General features: G+C 72.3%; 25 protein-coding genes and 1 tRNA gene. 22 read left to right on the top strand and 4 right to left on the bottom strand.

Annotation, left to right across the window (positions count from 1 at the left end):
• Position 1: 1 nt before the first annotated feature.
• Positions 2 to 2,512 (bottom strand): hypothetical protein, encoded by a 2,511-nt coding sequence (locus C1703_RS06360; protein WP_232840419.1) that lies wholly within the window; start codon positions 2,510 to 2,512, stop codon positions 2 to 4.
• A 98-nt stretch (positions 2,513 to 2,610) separates the two neighbouring features.
• On the opposite strand from C1703_RS06360, the gene C1703_RS06355 reads away from it, so the two are divergent.
• Positions 2,611 to 3,057: an SRPBCC family protein gene (locus C1703_RS06355; RefSeq protein WP_114250966.1), complete on the top strand. Its 447-nt coding sequence runs from the start codon at positions 2,611 to 2,613 to the stop codon at positions 3,055 to 3,057.
• A gap of 39 nt (positions 3,058 to 3,096) precedes the next feature.
• A tRNA-Val gene (locus C1703_RS06350) sits at positions 3,097 to 3,168 on the top strand.
• Positions 3,169 to 3,240: 72 nt separating this feature from the next.
• Here the strand turns inward: C1703_RS06350 and C1703_RS06345 are convergent.
• Positions 3,241 to 3,969, bottom strand: coding sequence for a 3'-5' exonuclease (locus C1703_RS06345; protein ID WP_114250965.1), 729 nt, complete (start codon positions 3,967 to 3,969; stop codon positions 3,241 to 3,243).
• Positions 3,970 to 4,138: 169 nt separating this feature from the next.
• Here C1703_RS06345 and C1703_RS06340 point away from each other — a divergent pair, with 169 nt between their 5' ends.
• The 4 genes from C1703_RS06340 to C1703_RS06325 all read left to right on the top strand — a co-directional run bounded on the left by C1703_RS06340 (position 4,139) and on the right by C1703_RS06325 (position 8,626).
• Positions 4,139 to 4,705 (top strand): DUF4365 domain-containing protein, encoded by a 567-nt coding sequence (locus C1703_RS06340; protein ID WP_114250964.1) that lies wholly within the window; start codon positions 4,139 to 4,141, stop codon positions 4,703 to 4,705.
• Entirely contained in the window at positions 4,702 to 5,928 is a 1,227-nt protein-coding gene (locus tag C1703_RS06335; RefSeq protein ID WP_114250963.1) for a hypothetical protein, read from the top strand. The genes C1703_RS06340 and C1703_RS06335 overlap by 4 nt, the downstream gene beginning before the upstream one ends.
• Before the next feature lie 94 nt (positions 5,929 to 6,022).
• The gene (gene thrS, locus C1703_RS06330; RefSeq protein ID WP_114250962.1) at positions 6,023 to 7,999 is read left to right on the top strand and encodes a threonine--tRNA ligase; all 1,977 of its coding nucleotides are present in this window, start codon (positions 6,023 to 6,025) and stop codon (positions 7,997 to 7,999) included.
• Between the two features lie 66 nt (positions 8,000 to 8,065).
• Positions 8,066 to 8,626: an HIT domain-containing protein gene (locus C1703_RS06325; RefSeq protein ID WP_114250961.1), complete on the top strand. Its 561-nt coding sequence runs from the start codon at positions 8,066 to 8,068 to the stop codon at positions 8,624 to 8,626.
• 223 nt (positions 8,627 to 8,849) lie between these two features.
• Here C1703_RS06325 and C1703_RS06320 read toward each other — a convergent pair whose 3' ends face one another.
• Both C1703_RS06320 and C1703_RS06315 read right to left on the bottom strand, forming a co-directional pair.
• The gene (locus tag C1703_RS06320) at positions 8,850 to 10,517 is read right to left on the bottom strand and encodes a hypothetical protein (RefSeq protein ID WP_114250960.1); all 1,668 of its coding nucleotides are present in this window, start codon (positions 10,515 to 10,517) and stop codon (positions 8,850 to 8,852) included.
• A gap of 170 nt (positions 10,518 to 10,687) precedes the next feature.
• Positions 10,688 to 12,886: an elongation factor G-like protein EF-G2 gene (locus tag C1703_RS06315; RefSeq protein WP_114250959.1), complete on the bottom strand. Its 2,199-nt coding sequence runs from the start codon at positions 12,884 to 12,886 to the stop codon at positions 10,688 to 10,690.
• 217 nt (positions 12,887 to 13,103) lie between these two features.
• Between C1703_RS06315 and pgsA the strand changes: the two genes are divergently transcribed.
• The 16 genes from pgsA (at position 13,104) to secD (ending at position 26,858) form a co-directional block, all read left to right on the top strand.
• Entirely contained in the window at positions 13,104 to 13,877 is a 774-nt protein-coding gene (gene pgsA, locus C1703_RS06310; RefSeq protein WP_232840418.1) for a phosphatidylinositol phosphate synthase, read from the top strand.
• Positions 13,874 to 14,782, top strand: coding sequence for a phosphatidylinositol mannoside acyltransferase (locus C1703_RS06305; protein ID WP_114250958.1), 909 nt, complete (start codon positions 13,874 to 13,876; stop codon positions 14,780 to 14,782). The genes pgsA and C1703_RS06305 overlap by 4 nt, the downstream gene beginning before the upstream one ends.
• Positions 14,779 to 15,942, top strand: a complete 1,164-nt coding sequence (locus tag C1703_RS06300; RefSeq protein WP_114250957.1) for a glycosyltransferase family 4 protein — start codon at positions 14,779 to 14,781, stop codon at positions 15,940 to 15,942. The genes C1703_RS06305 and C1703_RS06300 overlap by 4 nt, the downstream gene beginning before the upstream one ends.
• Positions 15,943 to 16,152: 210 nt before the next feature.
• Complete coding sequence (locus C1703_RS06295; protein ID WP_114250956.1) at positions 16,153 to 16,293, top strand: lasso RiPP family leader peptide-containing protein; 141 nt, start codon at positions 16,153 to 16,155, stop codon at positions 16,291 to 16,293.
• 34 nt (positions 16,294 to 16,327) lie between these two features.
• A complete protein-coding gene (locus C1703_RS06290) occupies positions 16,328 to 18,163 on the top strand; it encodes a lasso peptide isopeptide bond-forming cyclase (RefSeq protein ID WP_114250955.1) in 1,836 nt (611 codons plus the stop codon).
• Positions 18,147 to 18,398: a lasso peptide biosynthesis PqqD family chaperone gene (locus tag C1703_RS06285; protein ID WP_114250954.1), complete on the top strand. Its 252-nt coding sequence runs from the start codon at positions 18,147 to 18,149 to the stop codon at positions 18,396 to 18,398. The genes C1703_RS06290 and C1703_RS06285 overlap by 17 nt, the downstream gene beginning before the upstream one ends.
• On the top strand, positions 18,395 to 18,826 hold the full coding sequence (locus C1703_RS06280) for a lasso peptide biosynthesis B2 protein (RefSeq protein WP_114250953.1): 432 nt from the start codon (positions 18,395 to 18,397) through the stop codon (positions 18,824 to 18,826). Before C1703_RS06285 ends, C1703_RS06280 begins: the two co-directional genes overlap by 4 nt.
• A gap of 70 nt (positions 18,827 to 18,896) precedes the next feature.
• Positions 18,897 to 19,439 carry a hypothetical protein gene (locus C1703_RS06275; protein WP_114257315.1) on the top strand — a complete coding sequence of 181 codons (543 nt, stop codon included), beginning with the start codon at positions 18,897 to 18,899 and terminating at the stop codon, positions 19,437 to 19,439.
• A 139-nt stretch (positions 19,440 to 19,578) separates the two neighbouring features.
• Positions 19,579 to 20,484 carry a pyridoxal 5'-phosphate synthase lyase subunit PdxS gene (gene pdxS, locus C1703_RS06270; RefSeq protein WP_114250952.1) on the top strand — a complete coding sequence of 302 codons (906 nt, stop codon included), beginning with the start codon at positions 19,579 to 19,581 and terminating at the stop codon, positions 20,482 to 20,484.
• Between the two features lie 13 nt (positions 20,485 to 20,497).
• Positions 20,498 to 21,106, top strand: coding sequence for a pyridoxal 5'-phosphate synthase glutaminase subunit PdxT (gene pdxT, locus C1703_RS06265; RefSeq protein WP_114250951.1), 609 nt, complete (start codon positions 20,498 to 20,500; stop codon positions 21,104 to 21,106).
• A gap of 48 nt (positions 21,107 to 21,154) precedes the next feature.
• Entirely contained in the window at positions 21,155 to 21,907 is a 753-nt protein-coding gene (locus tag C1703_RS06260) for a YebC/PmpR family DNA-binding transcriptional regulator (RefSeq protein WP_031116589.1), read from the top strand.
• Positions 21,908 to 22,012: 105 nt separating this feature from the next.
• Positions 22,013 to 22,552 carry a crossover junction endodeoxyribonuclease RuvC gene (gene ruvC, locus C1703_RS06255; RefSeq protein ID WP_114250950.1) on the top strand — a complete coding sequence of 180 codons (540 nt, stop codon included), beginning with the start codon at positions 22,013 to 22,015 and terminating at the stop codon, positions 22,550 to 22,552.
• Positions 22,549 to 23,154 carry a Holliday junction branch migration protein RuvA gene (ruvA, locus tag C1703_RS06250; RefSeq protein ID WP_114250949.1) on the top strand — a complete coding sequence of 202 codons (606 nt, stop codon included), beginning with the start codon at positions 22,549 to 22,551 and terminating at the stop codon, positions 23,152 to 23,154. Before ruvC ends, ruvA begins: the two co-directional genes overlap by 4 nt.
• Positions 23,155 to 23,178: 24 nt before the next feature.
• Positions 23,179 to 24,273 (top strand): Holliday junction branch migration DNA helicase RuvB, encoded by a 1,095-nt coding sequence (gene ruvB / locus C1703_RS06245; protein ID WP_114250948.1) that lies wholly within the window; start codon positions 23,179 to 23,181, stop codon positions 24,271 to 24,273.
• Positions 24,274 to 24,458: 185 nt separating this feature from the next.
• The gene (gene yajC, locus C1703_RS06240) at positions 24,459 to 24,956 is read left to right on the top strand and encodes a preprotein translocase subunit YajC (protein WP_114250947.1); all 498 of its coding nucleotides are present in this window, start codon (positions 24,459 to 24,461) and stop codon (positions 24,954 to 24,956) included.
• Between the two features lie 135 nt (positions 24,957 to 25,091).
• Positions 25,092 to 26,858, top strand: a complete 1,767-nt coding sequence (secD, locus tag C1703_RS06235) for a protein translocase subunit SecD (protein WP_114250946.1) — start codon at positions 25,092 to 25,094, stop codon at positions 26,856 to 26,858.
• The last annotated feature ends 1 nt before the right edge of the window (position 26,859 follow it).

Below are 26,859 nucleotides of genomic sequence, written 5' to 3'. Positions count from 1 at the left end.
GTTAGTCCATCCTCCCCAGGACCTCCCGCACCCGCCGGACGTCCCGGATCCGCTGCTCGTACGTCGCCCCGAGTGCGAGCAGCAGGAGTCCGGCGAGGGCGGGAGGCGCCCAGCGGGGGAGTGCTCCGGTCACCTGCACGACGTACGGGGCGAGTTCGTGCAGCGTGACCAGGGCGAGCACCGAGCCGCCGAGCACCAGCGGCGCCTGGAGGTGGTGCCGGGCGCCCAGCAGCGTGACCAGCAGGGCCGCCGTGCCCAGCAGCAGCGGGCGCGTCCAGTGCGGGTCGCCCCAGGCCGCGACCAGGCTCGGCAGGAGGGTGGCGGCGAGTCCGGCACCGTACGCCGTCCAGGACGTGACCCGCGGGTCCCGGCGCCGGCGCAGCGCGCCGACGAGCAGGGCCGGGACAGTCACCGGGAGCGTGTACGCCTCGGGCGCGGAGACGTCCCAGGCGGCCAGGCGTACCCACGCGGCCAGCACGAACAGGGCCGTGGCCGCGTATCCGACAGGTCGGCGGCCGGGGCGCAGCGCGGTGCCCGCGGCGATCACGCCGCACAGGGCCAGCACCAGGGCGAGCAGCGGCGGGTCGGTGACGGCGAGGCCCACGGCGAGCAGGCCGGTGGCGGCGGCGGTGATCTCCACCGCAACGACCGTCCGGGGCTCGACGAGACGGGCCGCGAGCAGGGCGGCGGCCGCGGGTACGGCCAGGACCAGCAGGGCCGTGCGGGCCGGCGGCCAGTCCGCCGCGGCGCCTGTGGCCGAGGCCAGCGCGGCGGCGTGCACGAGGGCGGCCGGAGCCGTGACGGCGGCGAGACCGGCCCCCCACGAAGCCCCGGCGAACAGGACCGTCAGCACGGACAGCACGACGAGGGTCGCGGTCTGGGAGGCCAGCGAGGCGAGAACCAGGCCGAGGGCCGTGACCAGGGCGAGGACGAGGGCGGTGATCCGCGCGTCGGGCGTCGTGGTGTGCGTGTCGGGCGCCGTGGTGCGCGCGTCGGACGTTGTGGTGTGCGTGTCGGGCGCGGGGGTTCGCGCGTCGGGTTTCGTCGTGTGCGCGTCGGATGCGGGGGTCCGGTCGTCGGGTGTCCTGGTGCGGCCGGCGTACAGCGTGATCGCTGTCATGACCCCCAGGACCGTCAGCCCGGCCCCGTACGGGATCTCGAAGGTCGCCGGGAGTATCAGCACCGCGCCCCAGAGCAGGCCCAGTGCGCCGAGCCGGGCCCGTGGACGCCACCGCCCCGCCGGGACCGCCAGGGCGAGCACGGCCGCCACCACCAGGAGCACCAGGGGAGCCGTCGCCGCGTCCGGCGGCCAGGGGGTCCCGACGGCCACCGCGGCACGGGCGTCGATCGGCGCCCCGCTCCACACCCGCCCCAGCCACCCGGCCGGCCCCAGCACCACCAGGGCGACGACGGGCAGCGCCCACACCAGCGCCAGCGCCTGCACGGCACCGGACGCCCAGACGAAACCCTGCCGTACCGCGTCGGGCAGCCGGCTCACCCGCACCGCCGTCAGCAGGGCGACACCGAGGACCAGATGGGCCGGCACCGCCCACTCCGACGACACCCCGGAGCGGACCACTCCGCCGAGCGCCGCCACGGTGAGCAGCCCCGAGGCGATCGCCAGGCCGAGGGCGTGCCGCGCGCCCGGCATCCGCCAGGCCGCGCCCAGCGTGATCCCCGCCGCGAGAAGGAGCAGCGCCCCGGCCCGCGTGGCGGCCCCCGGGCCGTCGGCCGTCAGGGACAGCCAGCCCGCGCCCAGGACGCCCCAGCCACCCACGGCGTACGCGCCGACGACCGCCGACATCCGTACGGAAGCGGTCGACACCCGCAGCGCCACCACCGCGTCCAGCCCGGCCGTCACCAGCAGTGCCGCCGTTATCACATACGGACTCGCGTCGGCGGCGAGTGCCCACAGCAGCAGCGGGAACTGGGCTGCCCCCAGCGCGGCCGGCAGCGGCAGCCGCAGTGCGGCCGCGGCGGGCAGCAGACCGTACGCCGACCAGGCCACCGCCAGCACCGCAGCCGCGGCCGCTGCGTACCCCGTCCCGTCCGTCCCGGGAAGGGCGGCCTCGTGCAGCGCGTAGGCGTCCAGGACCGTCAGCGCGAGCCCGAGCCCCGCCAGGGACTCCGCCGTCGACCGCAGCCCGCGCTTCAGCAGGGGCACGGGGGCGGCGAGCGCGGCCAGCGTGACGGCGCCGAGCACCAGGGCCCGCCCGGCGATGCCCATGTGCCCCCAGCTGACCAGCGTGAACACCGCCGCCGCGAGCGTGAGCAGGACACCGCCGAGCACCAGGAGCACGTTCTGCACGCTGGGCGCGGCGGTCTCGGGGCGGGGCGGCGCCGCGGACGGCGTCCGCGGGTGCGCCCAGGGCCGCGACGGCTGTGCCGTCTGCCGCAGGGCCGCGACGAGCCAGGCGCGGCGGGTCAGCAACTGGGCCCGGCGGGCGTCCAGTTGCCGCAGTTCGGCGTCGAGGAGCCGCAGTTCCTCGGCCGGGGGCGGAAGGTGCGTCATGGCACGCAGTGTGGCCCGGGTCACCCCGCAGGGCATGAGCGCGGATACTCAGGCGCGTACTCAGGCAGCCGAACGCGGTGAGTGGGCAGACTGCGGGCATGGACTGGAACCACTACCGTTTCCGCAGCCTGTGGCCCCTGCCCGCGCCGCCGGCCGCCGTGTACGAGGTGCTGGAGCGGGCCGAGGACTACCCCAAGTGGTGGCGCGAGGTCCGGGAGGTGACCCGGCTCGACGACACCAGCGGGGTCGTCCGGGTCCGGTCCGTCCTGCCGTACGACATGACGTTCACGGCGCGGGAGGTGCGGCGCGACCCACGGGCCGGTGTGCTGGAGATCGCGCTGTCCGGCGACATGGAGGGCTGGGCCCGCTGGACCGTGACGCCGCTCGGGCCGGGCAGCCTCGCGCGGTACGACCAGGTCGTGACCGTGACCAAGCCGCTGCTCAGGCGGTTCGCCGTACCGGGGCGGCCCCTGTTCCGCGCCAACCACGCGCTGATGATGCGCTCCGGGCGGCGCGGACTGCTCAGGCACCTCGAAGCGGTTTGAAGGAAACGTGCCGGGACCTGTATTGTTCAGTGCGTTCCCGGGCGATTAGCTCAGTGGGAGAGCGCTTCGTTCACACCGAAGAGGTCACTGGTTCGAACCCAGTATCGCCCACCGGAAACAGCCGGTCCGTCGCAGACGGACCGGTTTTTTCATGCCCTCGCTGGCGCCATGCCGGGTACGTGGTCAGGCCGCCGCCGGCAGGTCCGGACGCAGCGGCCACGCAGGATCGACCGCCTCGTCCACCCCGCTGCGCGCGAACCACGCCTGCAGCCCCCGCGCTTGCGCCGCGTGCCACACCGCCTGCAGCGTGTGCAGCTCGCCCGGCGCGAGGCGCTCCAGCCGGGACGCGAAACGGCGGCCCACCGCCCGGGTCACCTCCAGCGCCGCCACCGCGTCGGCCGCCGCGTCGTGCGCGCCCTCCAGGGCGACGCCGTAGTGCGCGCACAGGTCGGTCAGCGTGCGGCGGCCCTTGCGATAGCGGTCCAGGTGCTTGTCCAGGACCCGCGGGTCGAGCACGAACAGCGGCGCCGACTCGAACCAGCGGCCCAGAGACGAGGCGCGATGGCGCCGCAACTCCCGGTCCAGCAGCGTCAGATCGAACGGCGCGTTCATCACCACGACCGGGCGGCCCGCGTGCGCCTGCTCGGCCAGCGCCTGAGCTATCTCGTACATCACCGGCGACGGCCACCGGCCGTTGCGCTGGAGGTGATCCTCCGTCAGCCCGTGCACGGCCGTCGCCTCGGCGGGCACCGGCACCCCGGGGTTCACCAGCCAGCGGCTCACCCGCGGCCGGACACCCGGCGCGTCCTGGACGACGACGGCGGCCGACACGATCCGGTCGGTCTCGACGTCCACGCCCGTCGTCTCCGTGTCGAAGGCGGCCAGCGCCCCCTCGTACCAGCACGTCGTCATAGCCACACAACCCCTCGATGACCTTCGGCAGTTGACGCACCGTCCGCTGCCCGATCCGGTGATACCCGGGCTGTTTGCGCCGTACGCCGGAAGGAGACAACAGGAGTACGGGTTGTTGCAGTTCAGCGGCCCGCAGCGGGGAATCACTTGTTCTGGAAGGCTGTTGGCCATGGCCATAGCGCAGCCCGAACGGGGCGGGCTGCTGCCCGAGCGCACGGCTCCCTCTCGCGGCACTCTCGCCACCACCGCCTGCATGGAGACACTGCAGGTCGGCTATCTGCACGCCGTCGCGGCGGCCGCCGGCTGCTCGCTGTCCCAGCCCTTTCCCGACAACGGCATCGACTGGCACGTCAGCCACAGCGCCCCCGGGCACACGGTCGACGACGAGGTCACCATCAAGGTGCAGCTCAAGGCCACCTACCAGGTGCCGCCCAACCCACCGGGCCGCACCTTCTCCTTCACGCTGGACAACGACCACCTGGCGAAGCTCGCCCGCACCCCCGTGTCGGTGCACAAGATCCTGGTGGTGATGCTGGTGCCGCGCTCCCAGGGCGACTGGCTGCGCGCCAGCCACGACCGGCTCGACCTGAGGCACTGCTGCTACTGGACCAACCTCGCCGGGCAGCCGATCACCGGCCGCCGCCGCACCACCGTGCGCATACCGACTTCACGCATCTTCGACGACCGGGCGCTGTGCGAGATCATGACGCGGGTCGGGACGGGAGGAAGACCGTGACGCACCGCCCGACCGAGGAGCCGGCGAGGCCCGCCCGGCCCCACCCCGCGGACCCCGCCTGGAGCGGCGCCCCGCCCGAGCCCGTCGACGTCGACCCGGCCGTGCTCGGCGCCCTGCTGCGCCGCCACGGCTGGCGGCGGCGCGGCGGCGCCCCCGGCCGCTACGGCCGCTGGACCCCGCCAGGACCGGGCGGCGGCGGGATCAGCCTGCTGGTGCCGGAGAGCCGCGCCTTCCCCGACAGCGACGACCTGCTCGGCGAGGCCCTGCACGCCCTGTCCCGCAGCGGCTCGCCCTCCGCCCGCGAGGTCCTCCTCTCCCTCGCCGTGCCCAGCGACGAGATCCGCTGGTGGCACGACGTCCCCGCCGGGCCCGGCGGGGCGGCGTCCTGGACCGTCGAGGACCGGCTGCGCACCGCCGCCCGCCGGATGCTGCTCGCCGCCGCCCTCGCCACCCGCGCGCGGGCCGGCTACCACGGCGCCCGCCACCGGCGCGCCGCCGCGGCGGCCCTGGAGCACGTCCTCGTCGGCTCCGCCACGGACGGCCGCCTCACCGCCTTCGTGCCCGTCGCCTCCGGCCGCCCCCTCGCGGTCCGGCTCCACCAGGCCCTGCACGCCGCCCGCGAGGCCATCGACTACCAGCGCGCCACCGGCGGCATGGACGCCTTCGACGCCGCCGTCGAGGCGGGCGTGAGCCACGAGCTGACCGAGGCGCTCGTCACCCTCGTCCGGGGCACGGAAGGCGCCCGGATCGCCGTCGAGTGGGCCCCGGCGGCCGGTGTGCCCGAAGGCTGCGCGCCCTCCGCCGGGGCCGTCGAGTTCTCACCCGGCGACCTGTCCGTGCTGCGCGAGGCGGGCGCCCGCTACCGGCACGAGGAACCCGCCGTGCCGGTGCGGATCACCGGAGCGGTGGTCCGGATGCGCAGGTCCGGGCCGCGCGGCGAGGGCACCGTACGACTGCGGGTGCTGGCCGGGGCCGATGTGCCGAACGTCCGGATCACCCTGGACGAGGAGGCGTACCGGATCGCCGGGCACGCCCACCTCGTCGGGCTGCCGGTGCGGGTGCAGGGGAGGCTGGAGAGCCGGGGCGGGTTCCGGCGACTCACCGGGGCCCACGGGGTCGTCCCGGTGCAGGTCGACGACGCCGAGCGGGACCGGCTGATGAAGGAGCTCCAGGAGAACCTCGACTTCTTCGAGGAGGCCTGCGGAGGGGACTGCGGGGACTGATTTCGCGGTGGGCCGTCCCGGGTCGGTACGATCCTTACTCGTGCGCGCGCTCCGGTATGGCGCACGCAACCCCACCTTCAGTCAGGAGAGACCGGTGTCAGACGTCCGTGTGATCATCCAACGCGATTCCGAGCGGGAAGAACGCGTGGTGACGACGGGCACTACGGCCGCCGAGCTCTTCGCCGGCGAGCGTTCCATCGTCGCCGCGCGCGTGGCCGGCGAGCTCAAGGACCTGTCGTACGCCCTGTCCGACGGCGACGAGGTCGAAGGCGTCGAGATCTCCTCCGAGGACGGTCTGAACATCCTGCGCCACTCCACCGCGCACGTCATGGCGCAGGCCGTGCAGGAGCTCTTCCCCGAGGCCAAGCTGGGCATCGGCCCGCCCGTCAAGGACGGCTTCTACTACGACTTCGACGTCGACAAGCCGTTCACGCCCGAGGATCTCAAGGCCATCGAGAAGAAGATGCAGGAGATCCAGAAGCGCGGGCAGCGTTTCTCCCGCCGCGTGGTCACCGACGACGCCGCCCGCGAGGAGCTGGCGAACGAGCCGTACAAGCTGGAGCTGATCGGCCTCAAGGGCTCCGCCTCGTCCGACGACGGCGCGGACGTCGAGGTCGGCGCCGGTGAGCTGACGATCTACGACAACCTGGACGCCAAGACCGGCGAGCTGTGCTGGAAGGACCTCTGCCGGGGCCCCCACCTGCCGTCGACCCGGGCGATCCCGGCGTTCAAGCTGATGCGCAACGCGGGCGCCTACTGGCGCGGCAGCGAGAAGAACCCCATGCTGCAGCGCATCTACGGCACCGCCTGGCCGACCAAGGACGAGCTGAAGGCGCACCTGGAGTTCCTCGCCGAGGCCGAGAAGCGCGACCACCGCAAGCTCGGCAGCGAGCTCGACCTGTTCTCCATCCCGGAGCAGATCGGCTCCGGCCTCGCCGTCTTCCACCCCAAGGGCGGCATCATCCGCCGGGTCATGGAGGACTACTCGCGCAAGCGGCACGAGGAGGCGGGCTACGAGTTCGTCTACACCCCGCACGCGACGAAGGGGAAGCTCTTCGAGACCTCGGGCCACCTGGACTGGTACGCCGACGGCATGTACCCGCCCATGCAGCTCGACGAGGGCGTGGACTACTACCTCAAGCCCATGAACTGCCCGATGCACAACCTGATCTTCGACGCGCGCGGGCGTTCCTACCGTGAACTGCCGCTGCGCCTGTTCGAGTTCGGGACCGTGTACCGGTACGAGAAGTCGGGCGTCGTGCACGGCCTGACCCGCGCCCGTGGCTTCACCCAGGACGACGCGCACATCTACTGCACCCGCGAGCAGATGTCCGAGGAGCTCGACAAGCTGCTCACCTTCGTGCTGGAGCTGCTGCGCGACTACGGCCTGAACGACTTCTACCTGGAGCTGTCCACCAAGGACCCGGAGAAGTTCGTCGGCTCGGACGAGGCATGGGAGGAGGCGACCGAGACGCTGCGCCAGGTCGCCGAGAAGCAGGGCCTGCCGCTCGTCCCGGACCCGGGCGGCGCCGCCTTCTACGGCCCGAAGATCTCCGTCCAGGCCAAGGACGCCATCGGCCGCACCTGGCAGATGTCGACGATCCAGCTCGACTTCAACCTGCCGGAGCGCTTCGACCTGGAGTACACCTCCGCCGACGGCTCCAAGCAGCGCCCGGTCATGATCCACCGCGCGCTGTTCGGCTCGATCGAGCGCTTCTTCGCGGTGCTCCTGGAGCACTACGCGGGCGCCTTCCCGGCCTGGCTGGCCCCGGTCCAGGCGGTCGGCATCCCGATCGGCGACGCGCACGTCGAGTACCTGGAGAAGTTCGCCGCCGCGGCCAGGAAGCAGGGCCTGCGGGTCGAGGTCGACTCCTCCTCGGACCGCATGCAGAAGAAGATCCGCAACGCCCAGAAGCAGAAGGTGCCCTTCATGGTCATCGCGGGCGACGAGGACATGTCCCAGGGGTCGGTGTCCTTCCGCTACCGCGACGGCTCCCAGGAGAACGGCATCCCCTTCGACGAGGCCATCGCGAAGATCCAGAAGGTCGTCGAGGAGCGCGCGCAGGTCTGATCACACGGCGCCGAGGCCCCCGGGGCGACCCCGGGGGCCTTTGCCGTCCCCCCAGCTCGACGCCATATGCTGCACTGCATGACGAGTGAGCCGGAGCAGCAGCTGGGAGTGGGGACGCAGGACGCGTTCCAGCGTCTGTGGACGCCCCACCGGATGGCCTACATCCAGGGCGAGAACAAGCCGACCGGCCCGGGCGCCGGCGACGGCTGCCCCTTCTGCTCGATCCCGGCCAAGTCCGACGAGGACGGACTGGTCGTCCGCCGCGGCGAGCAGGTCTACGCCGTGCTCAACCTCTACCCGTACAACGGCGGTCACCTGATGACCGTGCCCTACCGCCATGTCGCCGACTACACGGACCTCACGGCGGGGGAGACCGCCGAACTCGGCGAACTCACCAAGCAGGCGATGACCGCCCTGCGCACCGCCTCCGGCGCGCACGGCTTCAACATCGGCATGAACCAAGGTTCCGTCGCCGGCGCGGGCATCGCGGCGCACCTGCACCAGCACATCGTGCCGCGGTGGGGCGGCGACACGAACTTCATGCCGGTGGTGGGGCACACGCGGGTGCTGCCGCAGCTGCTGGCCGACACGCGGAAGATGCTGGCGGAGGCCTGGCCGACCACCTAGCCTGCGGGCAGTCGTGCCTCCCCCAGTGCCTTAAGGGCCTGGGAGGTGCCCCCAGGGCGGCACGGGTGGGCGCAGGCGGTACCCCGCAGCGCCGGGCTGCGCCTCGCCCCGCCCTGGTCGCAACGCAGAGCTCTTCAGCAACTCGGGCTGTCGTTTGGATCAGCTCGCAGACGCGGGGCTGAGGTGCCGTCGGTTCCCTGCGACCTGATCCGAACGACAGGCCCTAGGCGTCGTACACATCCGCCTTCTTCGGCGAAGCCTCCTGCACCGCCCCGCTGAGCGCCGCCGACCGCGCCCCGAACTTCTCCACGTTCACGCCGTTCTCCCGCAGCACCTTCAGCGCCGCCGCATGTACCACACGCAGCACAGGCGTAGCCGCCCGCAACGCGTCGTCCGCCATGAACCGGTGCCGCCACGGCTGGTCGGCCCACGCGTGCCGCAGGCCGAACGGCTCCGGCAGCGTGAGGCCGCCGCCGAGCCACTTCAGCAGCGGCGGGTACCAGGTCAGCGGGGCCCGCGCGGCCAGCCGTACGACCTCGTCGGCGTCGATCAGGGGGAGCTTCACGGAGCGGGTCTCCCAGAACCGGAAGGCCTTCTGGACCGTCTTCTCCTTGGCCGCGGGCTTCTCGTTGAACAGGGAGTGGACCGGCCCCAGGGCGTGGCCGGTGACCTCGATGCGCAGGGTGTCGTGGAGCACGGTCACCGTGATCAGCATCGTGATCACCAGGTGGCCGTCCCAGAGGGTCCACTGCACGCCGAGGTAGTGCCGGTCGCCGCTGCCGAACTGCTGCTTGTTGCAGATGTCCTGCACGGCGTGCGTCCGGATCGTGTACGCGTCGACGTCGGTGCCGCTCGGCCGGGACACCTCCGTCGCCTTCTCGCCGATCGGTGTGACGATCCAGTGCGTGATGCTCGGCTTGGGGAAGCCGCCGGTGTTGATGGACGTCCGCTCCAGCATGCCCAGGCCGCCCTGGATCGCCACGATGACGTCCCAGCTGCGGAAGGGGTGGAAGTCCTTGCCCGGCTCGGCGGAGACCAGCTCCTCGGCCAGCTGCCAGCTGCCCCACCGCGTGCCCATGCCGAGTATGCCCTTGGGGCCGGCGTAGAAGACCGAGTTGGACCGCTGCTCGGCGGCCAGCCGGGCCAGCTCCTTGCGGACCTGCTCGGCCGCGTCGCCCGGGCTGCCCGGGACGGCCTCGGGGATCTTGGCGCCGACACCGCCGCCGGACAGCAGGCTCGACCAGCGCTCCCGCAGGTCACGGGCGGTCCGCTCGCAGATCTGCTTGGCCCAGAACCAGCCGACGACCGGCATGATGATCGCCGCGCGCCCGTACAGGGCCCAGAAGCCCGTGAACGGCATGCGGATCAGGAACAGCACGGCGAGCGCGCCCACGGCGACCAGCAGCGTCGTGGCGAGCGCGCCCGCGCGCTTGTCCTCGCGCTTGGCCATGGTGGTGCGCAGCGTGAACACCAGCAGCCACACGAGGAAGCCGGGCAGGAAGAGCACCCCGCAGATCACCGTGATCGCCGAGAGCCAGTTGTCGCGGTCGCGGCGGATGCGGTGGGCCGCCAGGCAGTGCTCCACGACGACCTGGGGCTCGATGCCGAAGGACTGGATGACCGGCTTGCGCCCGGCCCCCAGCATCCGGTCGATCACCGCGCGCGAGAAGGCCTCGCCGAACCTGGGCCGGAAGATCTTCGCCCAGGGCCGCGGTGGGGTGACCTTGGACTGGTGCCATTCGTTGTCGGCGTTCAGGATCTTGGTGACCTCGTCGTCCCGGTACGCCGCAGCGGCCAGCGCATAGGTCGCCGCCGTCTGGCCGCTCGCACCCGCCAGAGGCACCTGGGCCCCGGGACTGAAGTCGAATCCGTCCGTCACTGCCGCCCCCATCGCTGCCGCACCTGCATTGCGGCCTTCCCGACTTCCGCGCTCCGCACACCTGTTGATCAGGTCATCAGCGTATCCGCCCGCACCGACATCCGTCGGCGGGCGGCCCGTCAAGCCGCCCGCCGACGCGGAGGGGAGCCCTCACGAGGGCAGTTGGTGGCGCCGGGCGCCGACTACGAGGCCTTGCGCGCCTCTTCACGCACCCGTTCCGCGATCTGCGCCGGCATCGGCTCGTGCCGGGCGTAACGGCGGCTGAAGCGGGCCGTGCCGTGCGTCATCGACCGCAGGTCGACCGCGTACCGGCCGATCTCGATCTCCGGCACCTCCGCCCGGATCAGGGTGCGCCCGCCGGGTGTCTGCTCGGTGCCGAGCAGCCGGCCGCGCCGGCCGGACAGGTCGCTCATCACGCTGCCCACGTAGTCGTCACCGACCAGCACCGACACCTCGGCCACCGGCTCCAGCAGATGGATCTTCGCGCCGGCCGCGGCCTCCCGCAGCGCGAGCGCCCCGGCCGTCTGGAACGCGGCGTCGGAGGAGTCCACCGAGTGCGCCTTGCCGTCCAGCAGCGTCACACGCACGTCGATCAGCGGATGCCCGGCGGCGACTCCCTTCGCGGCCTGGGCCCGTACGCCCTTCTCCACCGACGGGATGAACTGCCGGGGCACCGCGCCGCCGACGACCTTGTCCACGAACTCGATGCCGGAGCCGCCCGGCAGCGGCTCGACCTCTATCTCGCAGATGGCGAACTGCCCGTGCCCGCCGGACTGCTTGACGTGCCGGCCGCGCCCGGCCGACTTGGTCGCGAAGGTCTCCCGCAGGGACACCTTGTGCGGGACGACGTCGACCTGCACGCCGTACCGGCTGCGCAGCCGCTCCAGGGCCACGTCCGCGTGCGCCTCGCCCAGGCACCACAGGACCACCTGGTGGGTGTCCTGGTTCTGCTCCAGCCGCATCGTCGGGTCCTCGGCGACCAGCCGGGCGAGGCCCTGCGACAGCTTGTCCTCGTCCGGTTTGCTGTGCGCCTGGATGGCCAGCGGCAGCAGCGGGTCGGGCATCTGCCACGGTTCCATGAGCAGCGGGTCGTCCTTGGCGGACAGGGTGTCGCCGGTCTCGGCGCGGCTCAGCTTGGCCACGCACGCCAGGTCACCGGCGATGACGTGCGACACCGGGCGCTGCTGCTTGCCGAAGGGCGTGGACAGGGCGCCGATCCGCTCGTCGACGTCGTGGTCCTCGTGGCCCCGGTCGGCCAGTCCGTGCCCGGAGACGTGGACCGTCTGGTCGGCGCGCAGGGTGCCGGAGAACACGCGGATCAGCGACAGCCGGCCCACGTACGGGTCCGAGGACGTCTTCACGACCTCGGCGACCAGCGGGGCGTCCGGGTCGCACGGCTTGAGCTCGCGCGGCTCGCCGTCGATCGTCGTGACCCGCACCGTCTCGTGCTCCAGCGGTGTCGGGAAGCCGCGTGTGACCAGCTCCAGCAGCTCCACCGTGCCGAGACCCTGCCGGGCGCCCTCGGCCGCGGGGGCGGCGGCCAGGACGGGGAAGAAGACCCCGCGCGCCACGGCCCGCTCCAGGTCGTCGATCAGGGTCTTGACGTCGACCGGCTCCCCGCCGAGGTAGCGGTCCATGAGGGTCTCGTCCTCGCTCTCCGAGATGATCCCCTCGATCAGCCGGTTGCGGGCCTCCTCGATCAGCGGCAGCTGGTCCTCGCCCGGCTCCGACTCCTTGCGCTCGCCGGTCGAGTAGTCGAAGAGCTTCTGCGACAGCAGTCCGATCAGCCCGGTCACGGGCGCGTGCCCGTCGGGCGCCTGCGGGCCGTGCAGCGGCAGGTAGAGCGGCAGGACCGCGTCGGGGTCGTCGGCGCCGAAGGCCTCCGCGCAGATCCGCGTCATCTCCTCGAAGTCGGCGCGCGCCGCCTCCAGGTGCGTGATGACGATCGCCCGGGGCATCCCGACCGCCGCGCACTCCTCCCACACCATGCGCGTCGAGCCGTCCACGCCGTCCGCGGCCGAGACGACGAAGAGGGCCGCGTCCGCCGCCCGCAGACCGGCCCTGAGCTCACCGACGAAGTCGGCGTATCCGGGGGTGTCGAGGAGGTTGACCTTGATGCCGTCCCACTCGACGGGCACCAGGGAGAGCTGCACCGAGCGCTGCTGCCGGTGCTCGATCTCGTCGTAGTCGGAGACGGTGCCGCCGTCCTCCACGCGGCCCGCCCGGTTCACCGCCCCCGCCGTCAGCGCGAGGGCTTCCACCAACGTCGTCTTGCCCGATCCGGAGTGGCCGACCAGCACCACATTCCGTACGGACTGGGGGTGGTCGGCCGCCTGTGCCCTGCCGGCGGCTCCGGGGTGTGTCTGTGCCTTGTCGCCCATGGTCCTGCCTCCCGTGCACGGTGAGGTCACTGTGGGCGCGGACACGCGGGATCCGCGTGCGGTGCGGCTCCGGCGACGCCCGCGGTTCTTCGACCTTCCCACTCCCGTCACGGCGCGTCCATACGAACGACGTCATCGCGACTCCCACCAGCCGCTTGACGGTTCAACCGAAGGGGTCCGGGTGCCCCGCCCTCGCCCGCACGCGCGCGTGGCTACGATGGGCCAGCCGGTGGCCAGCAGGGGCCAGACGGCGACACCGACCCTCGGGAAGGCCATGCTGAACAAGTACGCGCGTGCATTCTTCACGCGTGTCCTCACACCGTTCGCCGCGTTTCTGATCCGCCGGGGCGTCAGCCCCGACACCGTCACGCTCATCGGCACCGCCGGGGTGGTCGCGGGCGCGCTGGTCTTCTACCCCATGGGCGAGTTCTTCTGGGGCACGGTCGTGATCACACTGTTCGTGTTCTCCGACCTCGTCGACGGCAACATGGCCCGCCAGCTCGGCCGCTCCAGCCGCTGGGGCGCCTTCCTGGACTCCACGCTCGACCGGGTCGCCGACGGCGCGATCTTCGGCGGCTTCATCCTCTGGTACGCGGGCGGCGGCGACGACCTCGTCCTGTGCGCCGTCTCGATCTTCTGCCTGGCCAGCGGGCAGGTGGTGTCGTACACCAAGGCCCGCGGCGAGTCGATCGGCCTGCCGGTCGCCGTCAACGGGCTGGTCGAGCGGGCCGAGCGGCTGGTGATCTCGCTGGTCGCGGCCGGTCTGGCGGGCCTGCACGCGTTCGGCGTCCCGGGCATCCAGTACCTGCTGCCGGTCGCCCTGTGGATCGTCGCCGTGGGCAGCCTCGTCACGCTGATCCAGCGGGTCGTCACCGTCCGCCGGGAGTCCGCCGAGGCCGAGGAGGCGGCGGCCGCGCAGGACCGGGCCGGCGGGCAGGACAATGAGGGCGAGCAGCACAACGCCTCTCACGGGAGCGAGGCGGCCACGTGAGCGCCCAGGACCGGCTGACGGACGCGCTGTACGGCCTCGGCTGGAGCACCGTCAAGAAGCTCCCCGAGCCGGTCGCCGTACGGCTCGGGCGCACCATCGCCGACGCCGCCTGGAAGCAGCGCGGCAAGGGCGTACAGCGCCTAGAGAGCAACTACGCGCGCGTGGTGCCCGGCGCGAGCCCCGAGCGCCTCGCCGAGCTGTCCCGCGCGGGCATGCGCTCCTACCTGCGCTACTGGATGGAGTCCTTCCGCCTCCCGGCCTGGAGCAAGGAGCGGATCGCGGAGGGCTTCACCCCCAAGGACCTGCACCACCTGACCGAGGGCATGGACGCGGGCAGGGGCGTCGTCCTCGCCCTGCCGCACCTGGCCAACTGGGACCTCGCCGGCGCCTGGGTCACCACGCAGCTCGGCATCCCCTTCACCACGGTCGCCGAGCGACTGAAGCCCGAGACGCTCTACGACCGGTTCGTCGCCTACCGCGAGGGCCTCGGCATGGAGGTCCTGCCGCACAGCGGCGGCACCGCCTTCGGCACCCTGGCGAGGCGGCTGCGCGACGGCGGCCTGGTCTGCCTGGTCGCCGACCGCGACCTGTCCGCCTCCGGAGTCGAGGTCGACTTCTTCGGCGACACGGCCCGGATGCCGGCCGGACCGGCCCTGCTCGCCCAGCAGACGGGCGCCCTGCTGCTGCCCGTCACGCTCTGGTACGACGACTCGCCCGTGATGCGCGGCCGCGTCCACCCGCCCGTCGAGGTGCCCGAGTCAGGCACGCGCGCCGAGAAGACGTCTGTCATGACACAGGCGCTGGCCGACGCCTTCGCCACCGGGATCGCCGACCATCCGGAGGACTGGCACATGCTGCAGCGCCTGTGGCTCGCGGACCTCGACCCCGTGAAGGGGCGCCCGTGAGGATCGGCATCGTCTGCCCGTACTCCTGGGACGTACCGGGCGGCGTCCAGTTCCACATCCGCGACCTCGCCGAGTACTTCATCCGCCTCGGCCACGAGGTGTCGGTCCTGGCCCCTGCCGACGACGACACCCCGCTGCCGCCGTACGTCGTCTCGGCCGGGCGCGCGGTGCCGGTGCCGTACAACGGCTCGGTGGCCCGGCTGAACTTCGGCTTCCTGAGCGCCGCCCGGGTGCGCCGCTGGCTGCACGACGGCGCGTTCGACGTGATCCACATCCACGAGCCGACCTCGCCGTCGCTGGGCCTGCTGACCTGCTGGGCCGCCCAGGGTCCGATCGTGGCGACCTTCCACACGTCCAACCCGCGCTCCCGCGCGATGATCGCCGCCTACTCGATCCTCCAGGCCGCCCTGGAGAAGATCAGCGCCCGTATCGCCGTGAGCGAGTACGCCCGCCGCACGCTCGTGGAGCACCTCGGCGGGGACGCGGTGGTGATCCCGAACGGCGTCGACGTCGACTTCTTCGCCCAGGCCGAGCCCAAGGCCGAGTGGCAGGGCGACACGATCGGCTTCATCGGGCGCATCGACGAGCCCCGCAAGGGTCTGCCGGTGCTCATGAGGGCCCTGCCGAAGATCCTCGCCGCCCGGCCGCAGACGCGGCTGCTGGTCGCCGGGCGTGGTGACGAGGAGGAGGCGGTGGAGTCCCTGCCGGTCGAGCTGCGCTCCCGCGTGGAGTTCCTCGGCATGGTCAGCGACGAGGACAAGGCCCGCTTCCTGCGCAGCGTCGACCTGTACGTCGCGCCCAACACCGGCGGTGAGAGCTTCGGCATCATCCTCGTCGAGGCCATGTCCGCCGGAGCCCCCGTCCTCGCCTCCGACCTGGACGCCTTCGCGCAGGTCCTGGACCGGGGAGCCGCCGGGGAACTCTTCCCGAACGAGGACGCCGACGCCCTGGCCGACGCGGCCGTTCGACTCCTGGCGGACCCGGAGCGCCGCGCCGAGCTGCGCGAGCGGGGCAGTGCCCACGTCCGCCGCTTCGACTGGTCGACCGTCGGCGCGGACATCCTGTCCGTCTACGAGACGGTGACGGCGGGAGCGGCGGCGGTGGCCGAGGACGAGCGGACGACCGGGCTGTGGGGCCGGCTGGGGCTGGCGCGGGACTGATTCCGGCCATATGGAAGAGCGGTTCCGACGGGCCTCCGTCAGGCCGGTGCATGATCGATTCCGCAGATCACAGGCGATCTTGAGCGCTCGCTCAGGTGTACGAAGTGGCCGCTGTGACTTGAGTGAAAATGCGATGGATCATGGCCGCGAACCGAATGTACGGTGCAACGGGTAGCCGCCCGGCTGCCCTTCGTAACCGTGGAGGATGCCATGGACGAGCAGATCGAGTTCTCGACCACCGAGCCGTACGCGCCGCCGACGCTGACCGAGGTCGGCGAGTTCAACGAGGACACCCTCGGCTTCATCGGCTGGGGCAACGACATCTTCGGTCACTACTCCGGCGACTTCTAGTCGTCGCTGCGTCGGCTCCCGGAGAGATGAGCAGATGAGCAGCACCGGGTTCGTGGTCCTGCCGGACACGGCAGCCGCGGCCGACGCGCGCGCGGCGGTGCCCTGGGCGTCGCCGCGGGAGTTCGCGCACGCCTCGGGACGACCGTGGCTGGTGGGCCGGTGGGCCCCCGGCGAGATCACGGTGGTCGCGGCGGGCCCGGTGCGGGTGGCGGTGGCCGGGATCTGCCCGGTCCCCGCCGCCCGGCTCACCCGACTCGCCGCCCGCGTCCGGACGGTGGCCGACGCGGACGAGCTGGCGGCCGCCCTGCCCGGCTCCTGCCACCTGGTGGTCTCGGCCCCCTCGGCCGTGCGCTTCCAGGGCAGCGCGACCGGACTGCGCCGGGTCTTCCGCACCCGGACGCACGGCGTCGAGATCGCGGCGGACCGCGCCGACGTGCTCGCGGCGATGACCGGCGCCGGCATCGACGAACAGGCGCTGGCGCTCCGCGTGGCCACGGGCGGGTTCCTGCCGCCCCCGCTCGGCGACCGGCCCCTGTGGTCCGGGATCTCCCCGCTGGCGCCCGACCACTGCCTGGTGTGGGAGCACGACCAGGTGCGCGAGACACGCTGGTGGCAGCCACCGGCACCCGAACTGTCCCTGCGGACAGGCGCCGAGAGGCTCCGGGAGACCCTTGCCACGGCCCTCGGCGACCGCGCCCCCGGCCGCGGCCGGCTGAGCACGGACCTCTCCGGCGGCATGGACTCCACGTCCCTGTGCTTCCTCGCCGCCCGGAACACCCCCGGCCTGCTGACGTTCCGCTGGGGCGAGGCCGAGGCGGGCAACGACGACGCCGCCTTCGCCGCCCACGCCATCGGCTCCCTCGACCGGGCCGAGCACCTCGTCGTGCCTCCCGGCGACCTCCCGGCGCTGTTCACCGACGCGGACGCCCCGGTGGACACCGAGGAGCCGTATCCGTTCGTCCGCACCCTCGCGCGGACCCGCCACACCGCCCGGCTGCTGTCCGGCAGCGGATCGCGCCGGCACCTCGCCGGACACGGCGGCGACGAACTGTTCACCCCGTTCCCCGGCTACCTCCACACCCTGCTCCGGCGCCGCCCGCTGACCGCCCTGCGCCACGTCCGCGGCTACGGCGCGCTGAAGCGCTGGCCCCTGCTGCCCACCCTCGCCGCGCTGACCCGCCCCGGTGACGAGGCCGACTGGTGGCGGACCCAGGCCGACCGGCTCACCGACCCGTCCCCGCCGAAACGCCGGCCCGCCCTCGGCTGGGGCCTGTGGAGCCTGCGGGCACCGTCCTGGGCCACCGGCGACGCGATCGACGCCGCCCGGGAGGCCCTGCGAGACACCGCCACCCGCGTACGGCCGCTCTCCGCCGACCTGGCACAGCACCAGTCGCTGCTCGCCGTGCGCACCAGCGCCCCCTGGTACCGGCTGCTGGCCCGCGTCTTCGCGGACGACGGCGTCCAGCTCGACTCGCCGTTCTTCGACGACCGCGTGGTGGAAGCGGTCCTGGCGGTCCGCACCCATGAACACGCCGGCCCCTGGCGGTACAAGCCGCTGCTCGCCGAGGCGATGCGCGGCATCGTGCCGGAGCCGGTGCTGGGTCGCTCCACCAAGGGCGAGTTCAGCGACGAGGCCAACAGCGGACTGCGCCGCAACCTGCCCGCGGTCCTGGAACTGTTCGAGGACTCCGCCCTCGCCGCCCACGGCCTGATCGACCCCGGCGCACTGCGCACCCGGCTGCTCGCGCCCCAGCCGGACAACTCCACGCGGATCGCCCTGGAGCCCCTGATCGGCTGCGAGACCTGGCTGCGCTCCGCCACCCGCCCCGCCCCCGCTTGGAGGTTCGACGCCCGTGCGTCTGCATCCTGACGTCAGCACCACCGACACCGACGACGGCACGGTCCTGCTCAACGAACGCACCGGCCGGTACTGGCAGTTGAACACCACCGGTGCCCAGGTGCTGCGCCGGCTGCTCGGCGGACAGGAGCCCGCCGGCATCGCCGCCGAACTCGCGAACCGCTACGGCATCACCCCCGAGCAGGCCGAACGCGATGTGACCGCCGTGATCGAGCGGCTGCGCGGCTCGGAGCTGGTGATCTCATGAGCATGTCCGTCGCGCTCGCCGAACGCCGCCGACTGCCACCGCACCGCCGCGTGCTGCCCCTGCTGGTCGTGGGCGTCGCCCGGCTGCTGGCCAGGGCCAGACCGGCCCGGCTGCGCAAGGTCCTGGAGTTCGCCCGCCGCGGCGCCGCACCGGCCACGGCCGCCCAGGCGCTCCGGGCCCGCGAGGAGGTCGTGTCCGTCAGCCTGCGCTGCGCCGGGCAGGGCTGCCTGCAACGCTCCATCGCCACCGCTCTGCTCTGCCGCGCGCGCGGCGTCTGGCCCACCTGGTGCACCGGAGTGCGCACCCATCCCTTCGCCGCCCACGCCTGGGTCGAGGCGGAGGACCAGCTCGTCGGCGAGGGACACCCCAAAGGGCACTTCAAGACACTGATGTCCATCCCGCCGGTGCCGGACGAACGCAACCGCTGACCGATCCGGGACAGGACAGGGCAGGGCGGGGTGAACCGGCGCCTCCCGCCTGCCGCTAGCCTTGCCGCCCGTGACCACCACTCTCATCTGGATCGCCGTGGCCCTGGTCGCGGTCGGGCTCTACCTGAGCTGGACCGCCGGCCGCCTCGACCGCCTCCACGCCCGGATCGACGCCGCCCGGGCCGCCCTGGACGCGCAGCTGCTGCGCCGGGCCTCGGTGGCACAGGAACTGGCGACGTCGGGGGTGCTGGATCCGGCCGCCTCCATCGTGCTGTACGAGGCCGCGCACGCCGCCCGGCAGGCGGAGGAGGAGCAGCGCGAGGTCGCCGAGAGCGAACTGAGCCAGGCGCTGCGGGCCGTCTTCGGGGAGGCGCAGCAGGTGGAGGCGGTGCGGGAGGCGCCCGGGGGCGAGGAGGCCGCCGAGGAACTCGCGCAGGCCGTCCGCCGCGTCCCCATGGCCCGCCGCTTCCACAACGACGCCGTACGGGCCGCGCGGGCCCTGCGCCGCCACCGCAAGGTCCGCTGGTTCCGCCTGGCGGGCCACGCCCCGTTCCCGATGGCCTTCGAGATGGACGACGAGCCACCGCAGGCCCTCGTGGCCCGGGCGGCCTGAACCCCCCTTGCCGTGCCGTTACCCGGCGGTATGCCGAAAAAGGATCCACAGCGTTCCCATTGGCCCTTGCTGTGGCCTGGTCCCCTCACGTTTCCTCGGTGCTGCAGAAAACCCCCCTTTCCCACCAGCGAGGTCATCCGTGTCCATCTCCGAGAACCAGGCCCCCGAGACCGGCACCGCCCGTGTGAAGCGCGGCATGGCCGAGCAGCTCAAGGGCGGCGTCATCATGGACGTCGTCACGCCGGAGCAGGCGAAGATCGCCGAGGACGCGGGCGCCGTCGCCGTCATGGCCCTGGAGCGGGTCCCGGCCGACATCCGCAAGGACGGCGGCGTGGCCCGCATGTCCGACCCGGACATGATCGAGGGCATCATCGAGGCCGTCTCGATCCCGGTCATGGCCAAGTCCCGCATCGGCCACTTCGTCGAGGCCCAGGTACTGCAGTCCCTCGGCGTCGACTACATCGACGAGTCCGAGGTCCTCACCCCGGCCGACGAGGTCAACCACTCCGACAAGTGGGCCTTCACCACGCCGTTCGTCTGTGGTGCCACCAACCTGGGCGAGGCCCTGCGCCGCATCGCCGAGGGCGCCGCGATGATCCGCTCCAAGGGCGAGGCCGGCACCGGCAACGTCGTCGAGGCCGTGCGGCACCTGCGCCAGATCAAGAACGAGATCGCCAAGCTCCGCGGCTTCGACAACCACGAGCTGTACGCCGCCGCCAAGGAGCTGCGCGCCCCGTACGAGCTGGTCAAGGAGGTCGCCGAGCTGGGCAAGCTCCCGGTCGTGCTGTTCTCCGCCGGCGGCGTCGCCACCCCGGCCGACGCGGCCCTGATGCGCCAGCTCGGCGCCGAGGGCGTCTTCGTCGGCTCCGGCATCTTCAAGTCCGGCGACCCGGCCAAGCGCGCCGCCGCCATCGTCAAGGCCACCACCTTCTACGACGACCCGAAGATCATCGCGGACGCGTCCCGCAACCTCGGCGAGGCCATGGTCGGCATCAACTGCGACACCCTCCCCGAGACCGAGCGCTACGCCAACCGCGGCTGGTAAGGCACAGGAACTCATGAGCGACACCCCCGTCATAGGCGTCCTGGCCCTCCAGGGCGACGTACGGGAGCACCTCGTCGCCCTGGCCGCGGCCGACGCCGTGGCCAGGCCGGTGCGGCGCCCCGAAGAACTCGCCGAGGTGGACGGCCTCGTCATCCCCGGCGGCGAGTCCACCACCATCTCCAAGCTGGCCATCCTGTTCGGCGTGATGGAGCCCCTCCGCGCGCGCGTGCGGGACGGCATGCCCGTCTACGGCACCTGCGCCGGCATGATCATGCTCGCCGACAAGATCCTCGACCCGCGCTCGGGCCAGGAGACCGTCGGCGGCATCGACATGATCGTGCGCCGCAACGCCTTCGGCCGGCAGAACGAGTCCTTCGAGGCGGCCGTCGCCGTCGAGGGCGTCGAGGGCGACCCCGTGGAGGGCGTCTTCATCCGCGCCCCCTGGGTCGAGTCCGTCGGCGCCGCCGCCGAGGTGCTCGCCGAGCACGACGGCCACATCGTCGCCGTCCGCCAGGGCAACGCGCTGGCCACGTCGTTCCACCCGGAACTGACCGGCGACCACCGGGTGCACGCCCTGTTCGTCGACATGGTGCGGGCGAACCGGACAGCGGACTCCTTGTAGGATTCCTGCGTTCGTTGCTGAGATGGGTTACGCGAAGGAGACAGGCAGATGTCCGGCCACTCTAAATGGGCCACGACGAAGCACAAGAAGGCCGTCATCGATGCCAAGCGCGGCAAGCTCTTCGCGAAGCTGATCAAGAACATCGAGGTGGCGGCGCGGATGGGCGGCGCCGACCCCGAGGGCAACCCGACGCTCTACGACGCCATCCAGAAGGCGAAGAAGTCGTCGGTCCCCAACAAGAACATCGACTCCGCGGTCAAGCGCGGCGCGGGCCTGGAGGCCGGCGGCGCCGACTACGAGACGATCATGTACGAGGGCTACGGTCCGAACGGCGTCGCGGTGCTCATCGAGTGCCTCACCGACAACCGCAACCGCGCCGCCTCCGAGGTCCGCGTCGCCATGACCCGCAACGGCGGCTCCATGGCCGACCCGGGCTCGGTGTCGTACCTGTTCAACCGCAAGGGCGTCGTGATCGTCCCCAAGGGCGAGCTGACCGAGGACGACGTCCTCGGCGCCGTCCTGGACGCCGGTGCCGAGGAGGTCAACGACCTCGGCGAGACCTTCGAGGTCATCAGCGAGGCCACCGACCTGGTCGCGGTCCGCACCGCCCTCCAGGACGCCGGCATCGACTACGACTCCGCCGACGCCAACTTCGTCCCGACCATGCAGGTCGAGCTGGACGAGGAGGGCGCCAAGAAGATCTTCAAGCTGATCGACGCGCTGGAGGACAGCGACGACGTGCAGAACGTCTTCGCCAACTTCGACGTCAGCGACGAGGTCATGGAGAAGGTCGACGCCTGAGCCGCGCACGGGTTCAACGGGCCGACGGGACACACCCCGTCGGCCCGTCGCGTTGTCGGTGGCACCCGATAGCCTGCACAAACAGGTGAGCGAAAGGGAGGGCGCGTGCGCGTACTGGGGGTGGACCCGGGACTGACCCGGTGCGGTGTGGGCGTCGTCGAGGGCGTCGCCGGACGGCCGCTCACGATGGTCGGCGTCGGCGTCGTCCGGACCCCCGCCGACGCGGACCTCGGCCACCGCCTCGTCGCCATCGAGCAGGGCATCGAGCAGTGGCTCGACGAGCACCGGCCCGAGTTCGTCGCCGTGGAGCGCGTCTTCAGCCAGCACAACGTCCGTACGGTGATGGGCACCGCCCAGGCCAGCGCCGTCGCCATGCTCTGCGCAGCCCGCCGCGGCATCCCCGTCGCCCTGCACACCCCCAGCGAGGTCAAGGCCGCCGTCACCGGCAGCGGCCGGGCCGACAAGGCACAGGTGGGCGCGATGGTGACCCGCCTGCTCCGGCTCAGCGCACCGCCCAGGCCCGCCGACGCGGCCGACGCCCTCGCCCTCGCCATCTGCCACATCTGGCGCGCCCCCGCGCAGAACCGACTCCAGCAGGCCGTCGCCCTGCACGCCACCCAAGCATCGAAAGGCCGTACGGCATGATCGCCTTCGTCAGCGGCACAGTGGCCGCACTCGCCCCGGACGCCGCGGTCGTCGAGGTCGGCGGTGTCGGCATGGCCGTCCAGTGCACGCCGAACACCCTCTCCACCCTCCGCATGGGGCAGCCGGCCAAGCTGCACACCTCCTTGGTCGTGCGCGAGGACTCCCTCACCCTGTACGGCTTCGCCGACGACGACGAGCGGCAGGTCTTCGAGCTGCTCCAGACCGCGAGCGGCGTCGGCCCCAGACTCGCCCAGGCGATGCTCGCCGTGCACACCCCGGACGCCCTGCGCCGGGCGGTCGCCACCGGCGACGAGAAGGCCCTCACGGCCGTCCCCGGCATCGGCAAGAAGGGCGCCCAGAAGCTGCTGCTGGAGCTGAAGGACCGGCTCGGCGCCCCGGTCGGCGCACCCGCCGTCGGCGCACCGGCCAGCTCCGGCTGGCGCGACCAGCTGCACGCGGCCCTGATCGGCCTCGGGTACGCGACCCGCGAGGCCGACGAGGCCGTCGCCGCCGTGGCCCCGCAGGCCGAGGCCGCCGGGGGCACCCCCCAGGTCGGCCAGCTGCTGAAGGCGGCCCTGCAGACCCTGAACCGCGCCCGCTGACCCCCACCTCTTGAGGCACATCACATGAACTGGGACGACACGACCGACGCCGATGCCGCCGAGCCGCTCGGCGGGCCCGCCGCGGAGCGGCTGGTGGACTCCGTCGCCGACCGTGAGGACCAGGCCGTCGAGGCCGCCCTGCGCCCCAAGGACCTGGACGAGTTCATCGGCCAGGAGAAGGTCCGCGAACAGCTCGACCTCGTCCTCCGGGCGGCACGCGCGCGCGGCGCCACCGCCGACCACGTGCTGCTCTCCGGCGCCCCCGGCCTCGGCAAGACCACCCTGTCGATGATCATCGCGGCCGAGATGGGCGCCCCCATCCGCATCACGTCGGGCCCCGCCATCCAGCACGCCGGCGACCTCGCCGCGATCCTCTCCTCCCTCCAGGAGGGCGAGGTCCTCTTCCTCGACGAGATCCACCGCATGTCCCGGCCCGCCGAGGAGATGCTGTACATGGCGATGGAGGACTTCCGCGTCGACGTCATCGTCGGCAAGGGTCCGGGCGCCACCGCCATCCCGCTGGAGCTGCCCCCCTTCACCCTGGTCGGCGCCACCACACGCGCGGGCCTGCTGCCGCCCCCGCTGCGCGACCGCTTCGGCTTCACCGCGCACATGGAGTTCTACGAACCGGCCGAACTGGAGCGGGTCATCCACCGCTCGGCGAACCTCCTGGAGGTCGAGATCGAGCCGGACGGCGCCGCCGAGATCGCCGGCCGTTCCCGCGGCACGCCCCGCATCGCCAACCGCCTGCTGCGCCGCGTCCGCGACTACGCGCAGGTCAAGGCCGACGGGCTGATCACCAAGGACATCGCGGCGGCCGCCCTCGCCGTCTACGAGGTGGACGCGCGCGGCCTCGACCGTCTCGACCGGGGCGTGCTGGAAGCCCTGCTCAAGCTGTTCGGCGGCGGTCCCGTGGGCCTGTCCACGCTCGCGGTCGCGGTGGGGGAGGAGCGCGAGACCGTCGAGGAGGTCGCCGAGCCCTTCCTCGTCCGGGAGGGACTGCTGGCCCGCACCCCGCGCGGCCGGGTCGCCACCCCCGCCGCATGGGCGCATCTCGGCCTCACCCCGCCCCGCTCCCAGACCGCCGGAACCGGACAACAGGACCTGTTCGGGGCGTGACGGCGCGGTCACCGCTCCAGGACGGCGAGGACAGTGGCCGGAGCAGGAACCCCGGTGCCATGCTGAGCGTTGTTCCATGCGCGCGGACTCGCTTAGACTCCGCCGATGCCGCCTTTGTCGGCGGCGTACATACCCCCAACCATCTGGCCGCTCACAGCGCGGTCGTGTGAAGGAAGTACCGACCCGTGAGTCTCCTGACCCTCCTCCCGTTCATCGTGCTCATCGGGGCCATGTTCCTGATGACCCGGTCGGCCAAGAAGAAGCAGCAGCAGGCCGTGGAGATGCGGAACCAAATGCAGCCCGGCAGCGGTGTCCGCACCATCGGGGGCATGTACGCCACGGTCAAGGAGGTGAACGAGGACACCGTCCTCGTCGACGCCGGCCCCGGCGTCGAGCTCCTCTTCGCCAAGAACGCCATCGGTGCCGTCCTCACCGACGACGAGTACAACCGCATCGTCCACGGCATCGAGCACGACCTGAAGTCCGACGCCGACATCGTCCCGGACGACGCCTCCTCCCTCACCGAGACCGGCGACTCCGCCGCCGACGCCCCCGCTGACGACAAGGCCGTCGACCTCGGCAAGAAGGACACGGCCGAGGAACCGGCCGACGAGGCCCCGGCCGGCGAGGCGAAGACGGACGCAGAGCCGAAGAAGACCGACGGCGACTCCGAGGCGAAGTAGTCGTGTCCCGGGGTGCGCGGGCAGGTTCCCGCGCACCCCGGGACACGCCATAGCTCGCACGGAATCCCGACACCATGTCATGGCCGCCCGTCCCGCCGATCCGGAGCGAGGCGGCCCGAGAGGGAGTACGAGAAGGTGGCCACACCTAAAAAGGGCCGGAGCGCGAGCGCCCAGAGCAAGCCCTGGCGCTCGCTGGCCCTGATCCTGATCGCCATCGCGGCGCTCACCGGTGGAATGTTCGCCTCGGGACACACGACCCCGCGTCTCGGCATCGACCTGGCCGGCGGCACGAGCATCACGCTCCGGGCGGTCCCCGAGGCCGGCAACGAGTCGGCGATCAACAAGACCAACATGGACACCGCCGTCTCCATCATGGAGCGCCGTGTCAATGGTCTGGGCGTCTCGGAGGCCGAGGTCCAGACGCAGGGCCGCGACAACATCGTCGTGAACATCCCCAAGGGGACCAACTCCGAGCAGGCCCGCAAGCAGGTCGGCACCACCGCCAAGCTCTACTTCCGCCCCGTCATCGCCACCGAGGTCTCCGGCGGCAAGGGCGCGGCCAGCCCCTCCCCGACCCCCACCGGCAGCCCCTCGGGCGAGCCGTCGGGCAAGGCCACCGACAAGCCGGAGGCCACCGACAAGAACTCGGCGTCCCCGTCCGCGAGCCCGACCACGCAGGGCCGCGCCGTCACCGACGCGCTGAAGGCCGACGCGACCCCGTCCGCGAGCGCCTCGGACAAGGCGAAGGCCAGCCCCTCCCCGTCCGCCTCCGGCGGCACCTCCGGCGACGACCCGGGCAAGCTCCAGGCGCAGTACGCCGCACTGGACTGCACCGACACCAAGACCCGCTCCACCATCGGCGACAACGCCAAGGCCGGCGAGTCCACCCTGGCCTGCGGGCAGAACGCGCAGGGCCAGTGGCAGAAGTACATCCTCGGCCCCGCCGAGGTCGACGGCACCGACGTCGACAAGGCCCAGGCCGTCCTGAACACCCAGACCGGTGCGGGCTGGACGGTCCAGATGGACTTCACGGACGGCGGCGCCAAGAAGTTCGCCGCCATCACCGGCAAGCTGGCGCAGAACCAGTCCCCGCAGAACCAGTTCGCGATCGTCCTCGACGGCGACGTGGTCTCCGACCCGTACGTCCGCCAGGCCCTGACCGGCGGCAACGCGGAGATCTCCGGCAACTTCAACCAGCAGTCCGCGCAGGAACTCGCGAACATGCTGACCTACGGTGCGCTGCCGCTGACCTTCAAGGTGGACAGCATGACGACCGTCACCGCCGCGCTCGGCGGTGACCAGCTGCGGGCCGGCCTGATCGCCGGCGCGATCGGTCTCGCCCTGGTCGTCCTCTACTTGCTGGTCTACTACCGGGGTCTGTCGTTCGTCGCGATCCTGTCGCTGCTGGTCTCCGCCGCCCTCACCTACACGATCATGTCGCTGCTCGGCCCGGCCATCGGCTTCGCGCTGAACCTGCCGGCCGTCTGCGGTGCCATCGTCGCCATCGGCATCACGGCGGACTCGTTCATCGTGTACTTCGAACGCGTCCGCGACGAGATCCGCGAGGGCCGTACGCTGCGCCCCGCCGTCGAGCGGGCCTGGCCGCGCGCCCGGCGCACCATCCTGGTCTCCGACTTCGTGTCGTTCCTCGCCGCCGCGGTGCTCTTCATCGTCACCGTCGGCAAGGTGCGCGGCTTCGCCTTCACGCTCGGTCTGACCACGCTGCTCGACGTGGTGGTCGTCTTCCTCTTCACCAAGCCGCTGCTGACCCTGCTGGCCCGCCGCACCTTCTTCGCGAGCGGCCACAAGTGGTCCGGCCTCGACCCGAAGAGCCTGGGTGCCCAGCCGCCACTGCGCCGCACCCGCCGTCCCTCCGCCCCCGTCGAGACGAAGGAGGCGTGAG

The sequence above is a fragment of the Streptomyces sp. Go-475 genome (assembly GCF_003330845.1).
Taxonomy (GTDB): Bacteria; Actinomycetota; Actinomycetes; order Streptomycetales; family Streptomycetaceae; genus Streptomyces.
The sequence above is the reverse complement of the archived record's forward strand: the minus strand, read 5'-3'. Positions and strand labels throughout refer to the sequence as shown.

What these genes read in the sequence shown, in the direction of transcription:
- C1703_RS06360 (WP_232840419.1), bottom strand. Translation starts at nt 2,512, where the DNA reads ATGACGCACCTTCCGCCCCCGGCCGAGGAACTGCGGCTCCTCGACGCC.
- C1703_RS06355 (WP_114250966.1), top strand. Translation starts at nt 2,611, where the DNA reads ATGGACTGGAACCACTACCGTTTCCGCAGCCTGTGGCCCCTGCCCGCG.
- C1703_RS06345 (WP_114250965.1), bottom strand. Translation starts at nt 3,969, where the DNA reads ATGACGACGTGCTGGTACGAGGGGGCGCTGGCCGCCTTCGACACGGAG.
- C1703_RS06340 (WP_114250964.1), top strand. Translation starts at nt 4,139, where the DNA reads ATGGCCATAGCGCAGCCCGAACGGGGCGGGCTGCTGCCCGAGCGCACG.
- C1703_RS06325 (WP_114250961.1), top strand. Translation starts at nt 8,066, where the DNA reads ATGCTGCACTGCATGACGAGTGAGCCGGAGCAGCAGCTGGGAGTGGGG.
- C1703_RS06320 (WP_114250960.1), bottom strand. Translation starts at nt 10,517, where the DNA reads ATGGGGGCGGCAGTGACGGACGGATTCGACTTCAGTCCCGGGGCCCAG.
- C1703_RS06315 (WP_114250959.1), bottom strand. Translation starts at nt 12,886, where the DNA reads ATGGGCGACAAGGCACAGACACACCCCGGAGCCGCCGGCAGGGCACAG.
- pgsA (WP_232840418.1), top strand. Translation starts at nt 13,104, where the DNA reads ATGGGCCAGCCGGTGGCCAGCAGGGGCCAGACGGCGACACCGACCCTC.
- C1703_RS06295 (WP_114250956.1), top strand. Translation starts at nt 16,153, where the DNA reads ATGGACGAGCAGATCGAGTTCTCGACCACCGAGCCGTACGCGCCGCCG.
- C1703_RS06290 (WP_114250955.1), top strand. Translation starts at nt 16,328, where the DNA reads ATGAGCAGCACCGGGTTCGTGGTCCTGCCGGACACGGCAGCCGCGGCC.
- C1703_RS06280 (WP_114250953.1), top strand. Translation starts at nt 18,395, where the DNA reads ATGAGCATGTCCGTCGCGCTCGCCGAACGCCGCCGACTGCCACCGCAC.
- pdxT (WP_114250951.1), top strand. Translation starts at nt 20,498, where the DNA reads ATGAGCGACACCCCCGTCATAGGCGTCCTGGCCCTCCAGGGCGACGTA.
- C1703_RS06260 (WP_031116589.1), top strand. Translation starts at nt 21,155, where the DNA reads ATGTCCGGCCACTCTAAATGGGCCACGACGAAGCACAAGAAGGCCGTC.
- ruvA (WP_114250949.1), top strand. Translation starts at nt 22,549, where the DNA reads ATGATCGCCTTCGTCAGCGGCACAGTGGCCGCACTCGCCCCGGACGCC.
- ruvB (WP_114250948.1), top strand. Translation starts at nt 23,179, where the DNA reads ATGAACTGGGACGACACGACCGACGCCGATGCCGCCGAGCCGCTCGGC.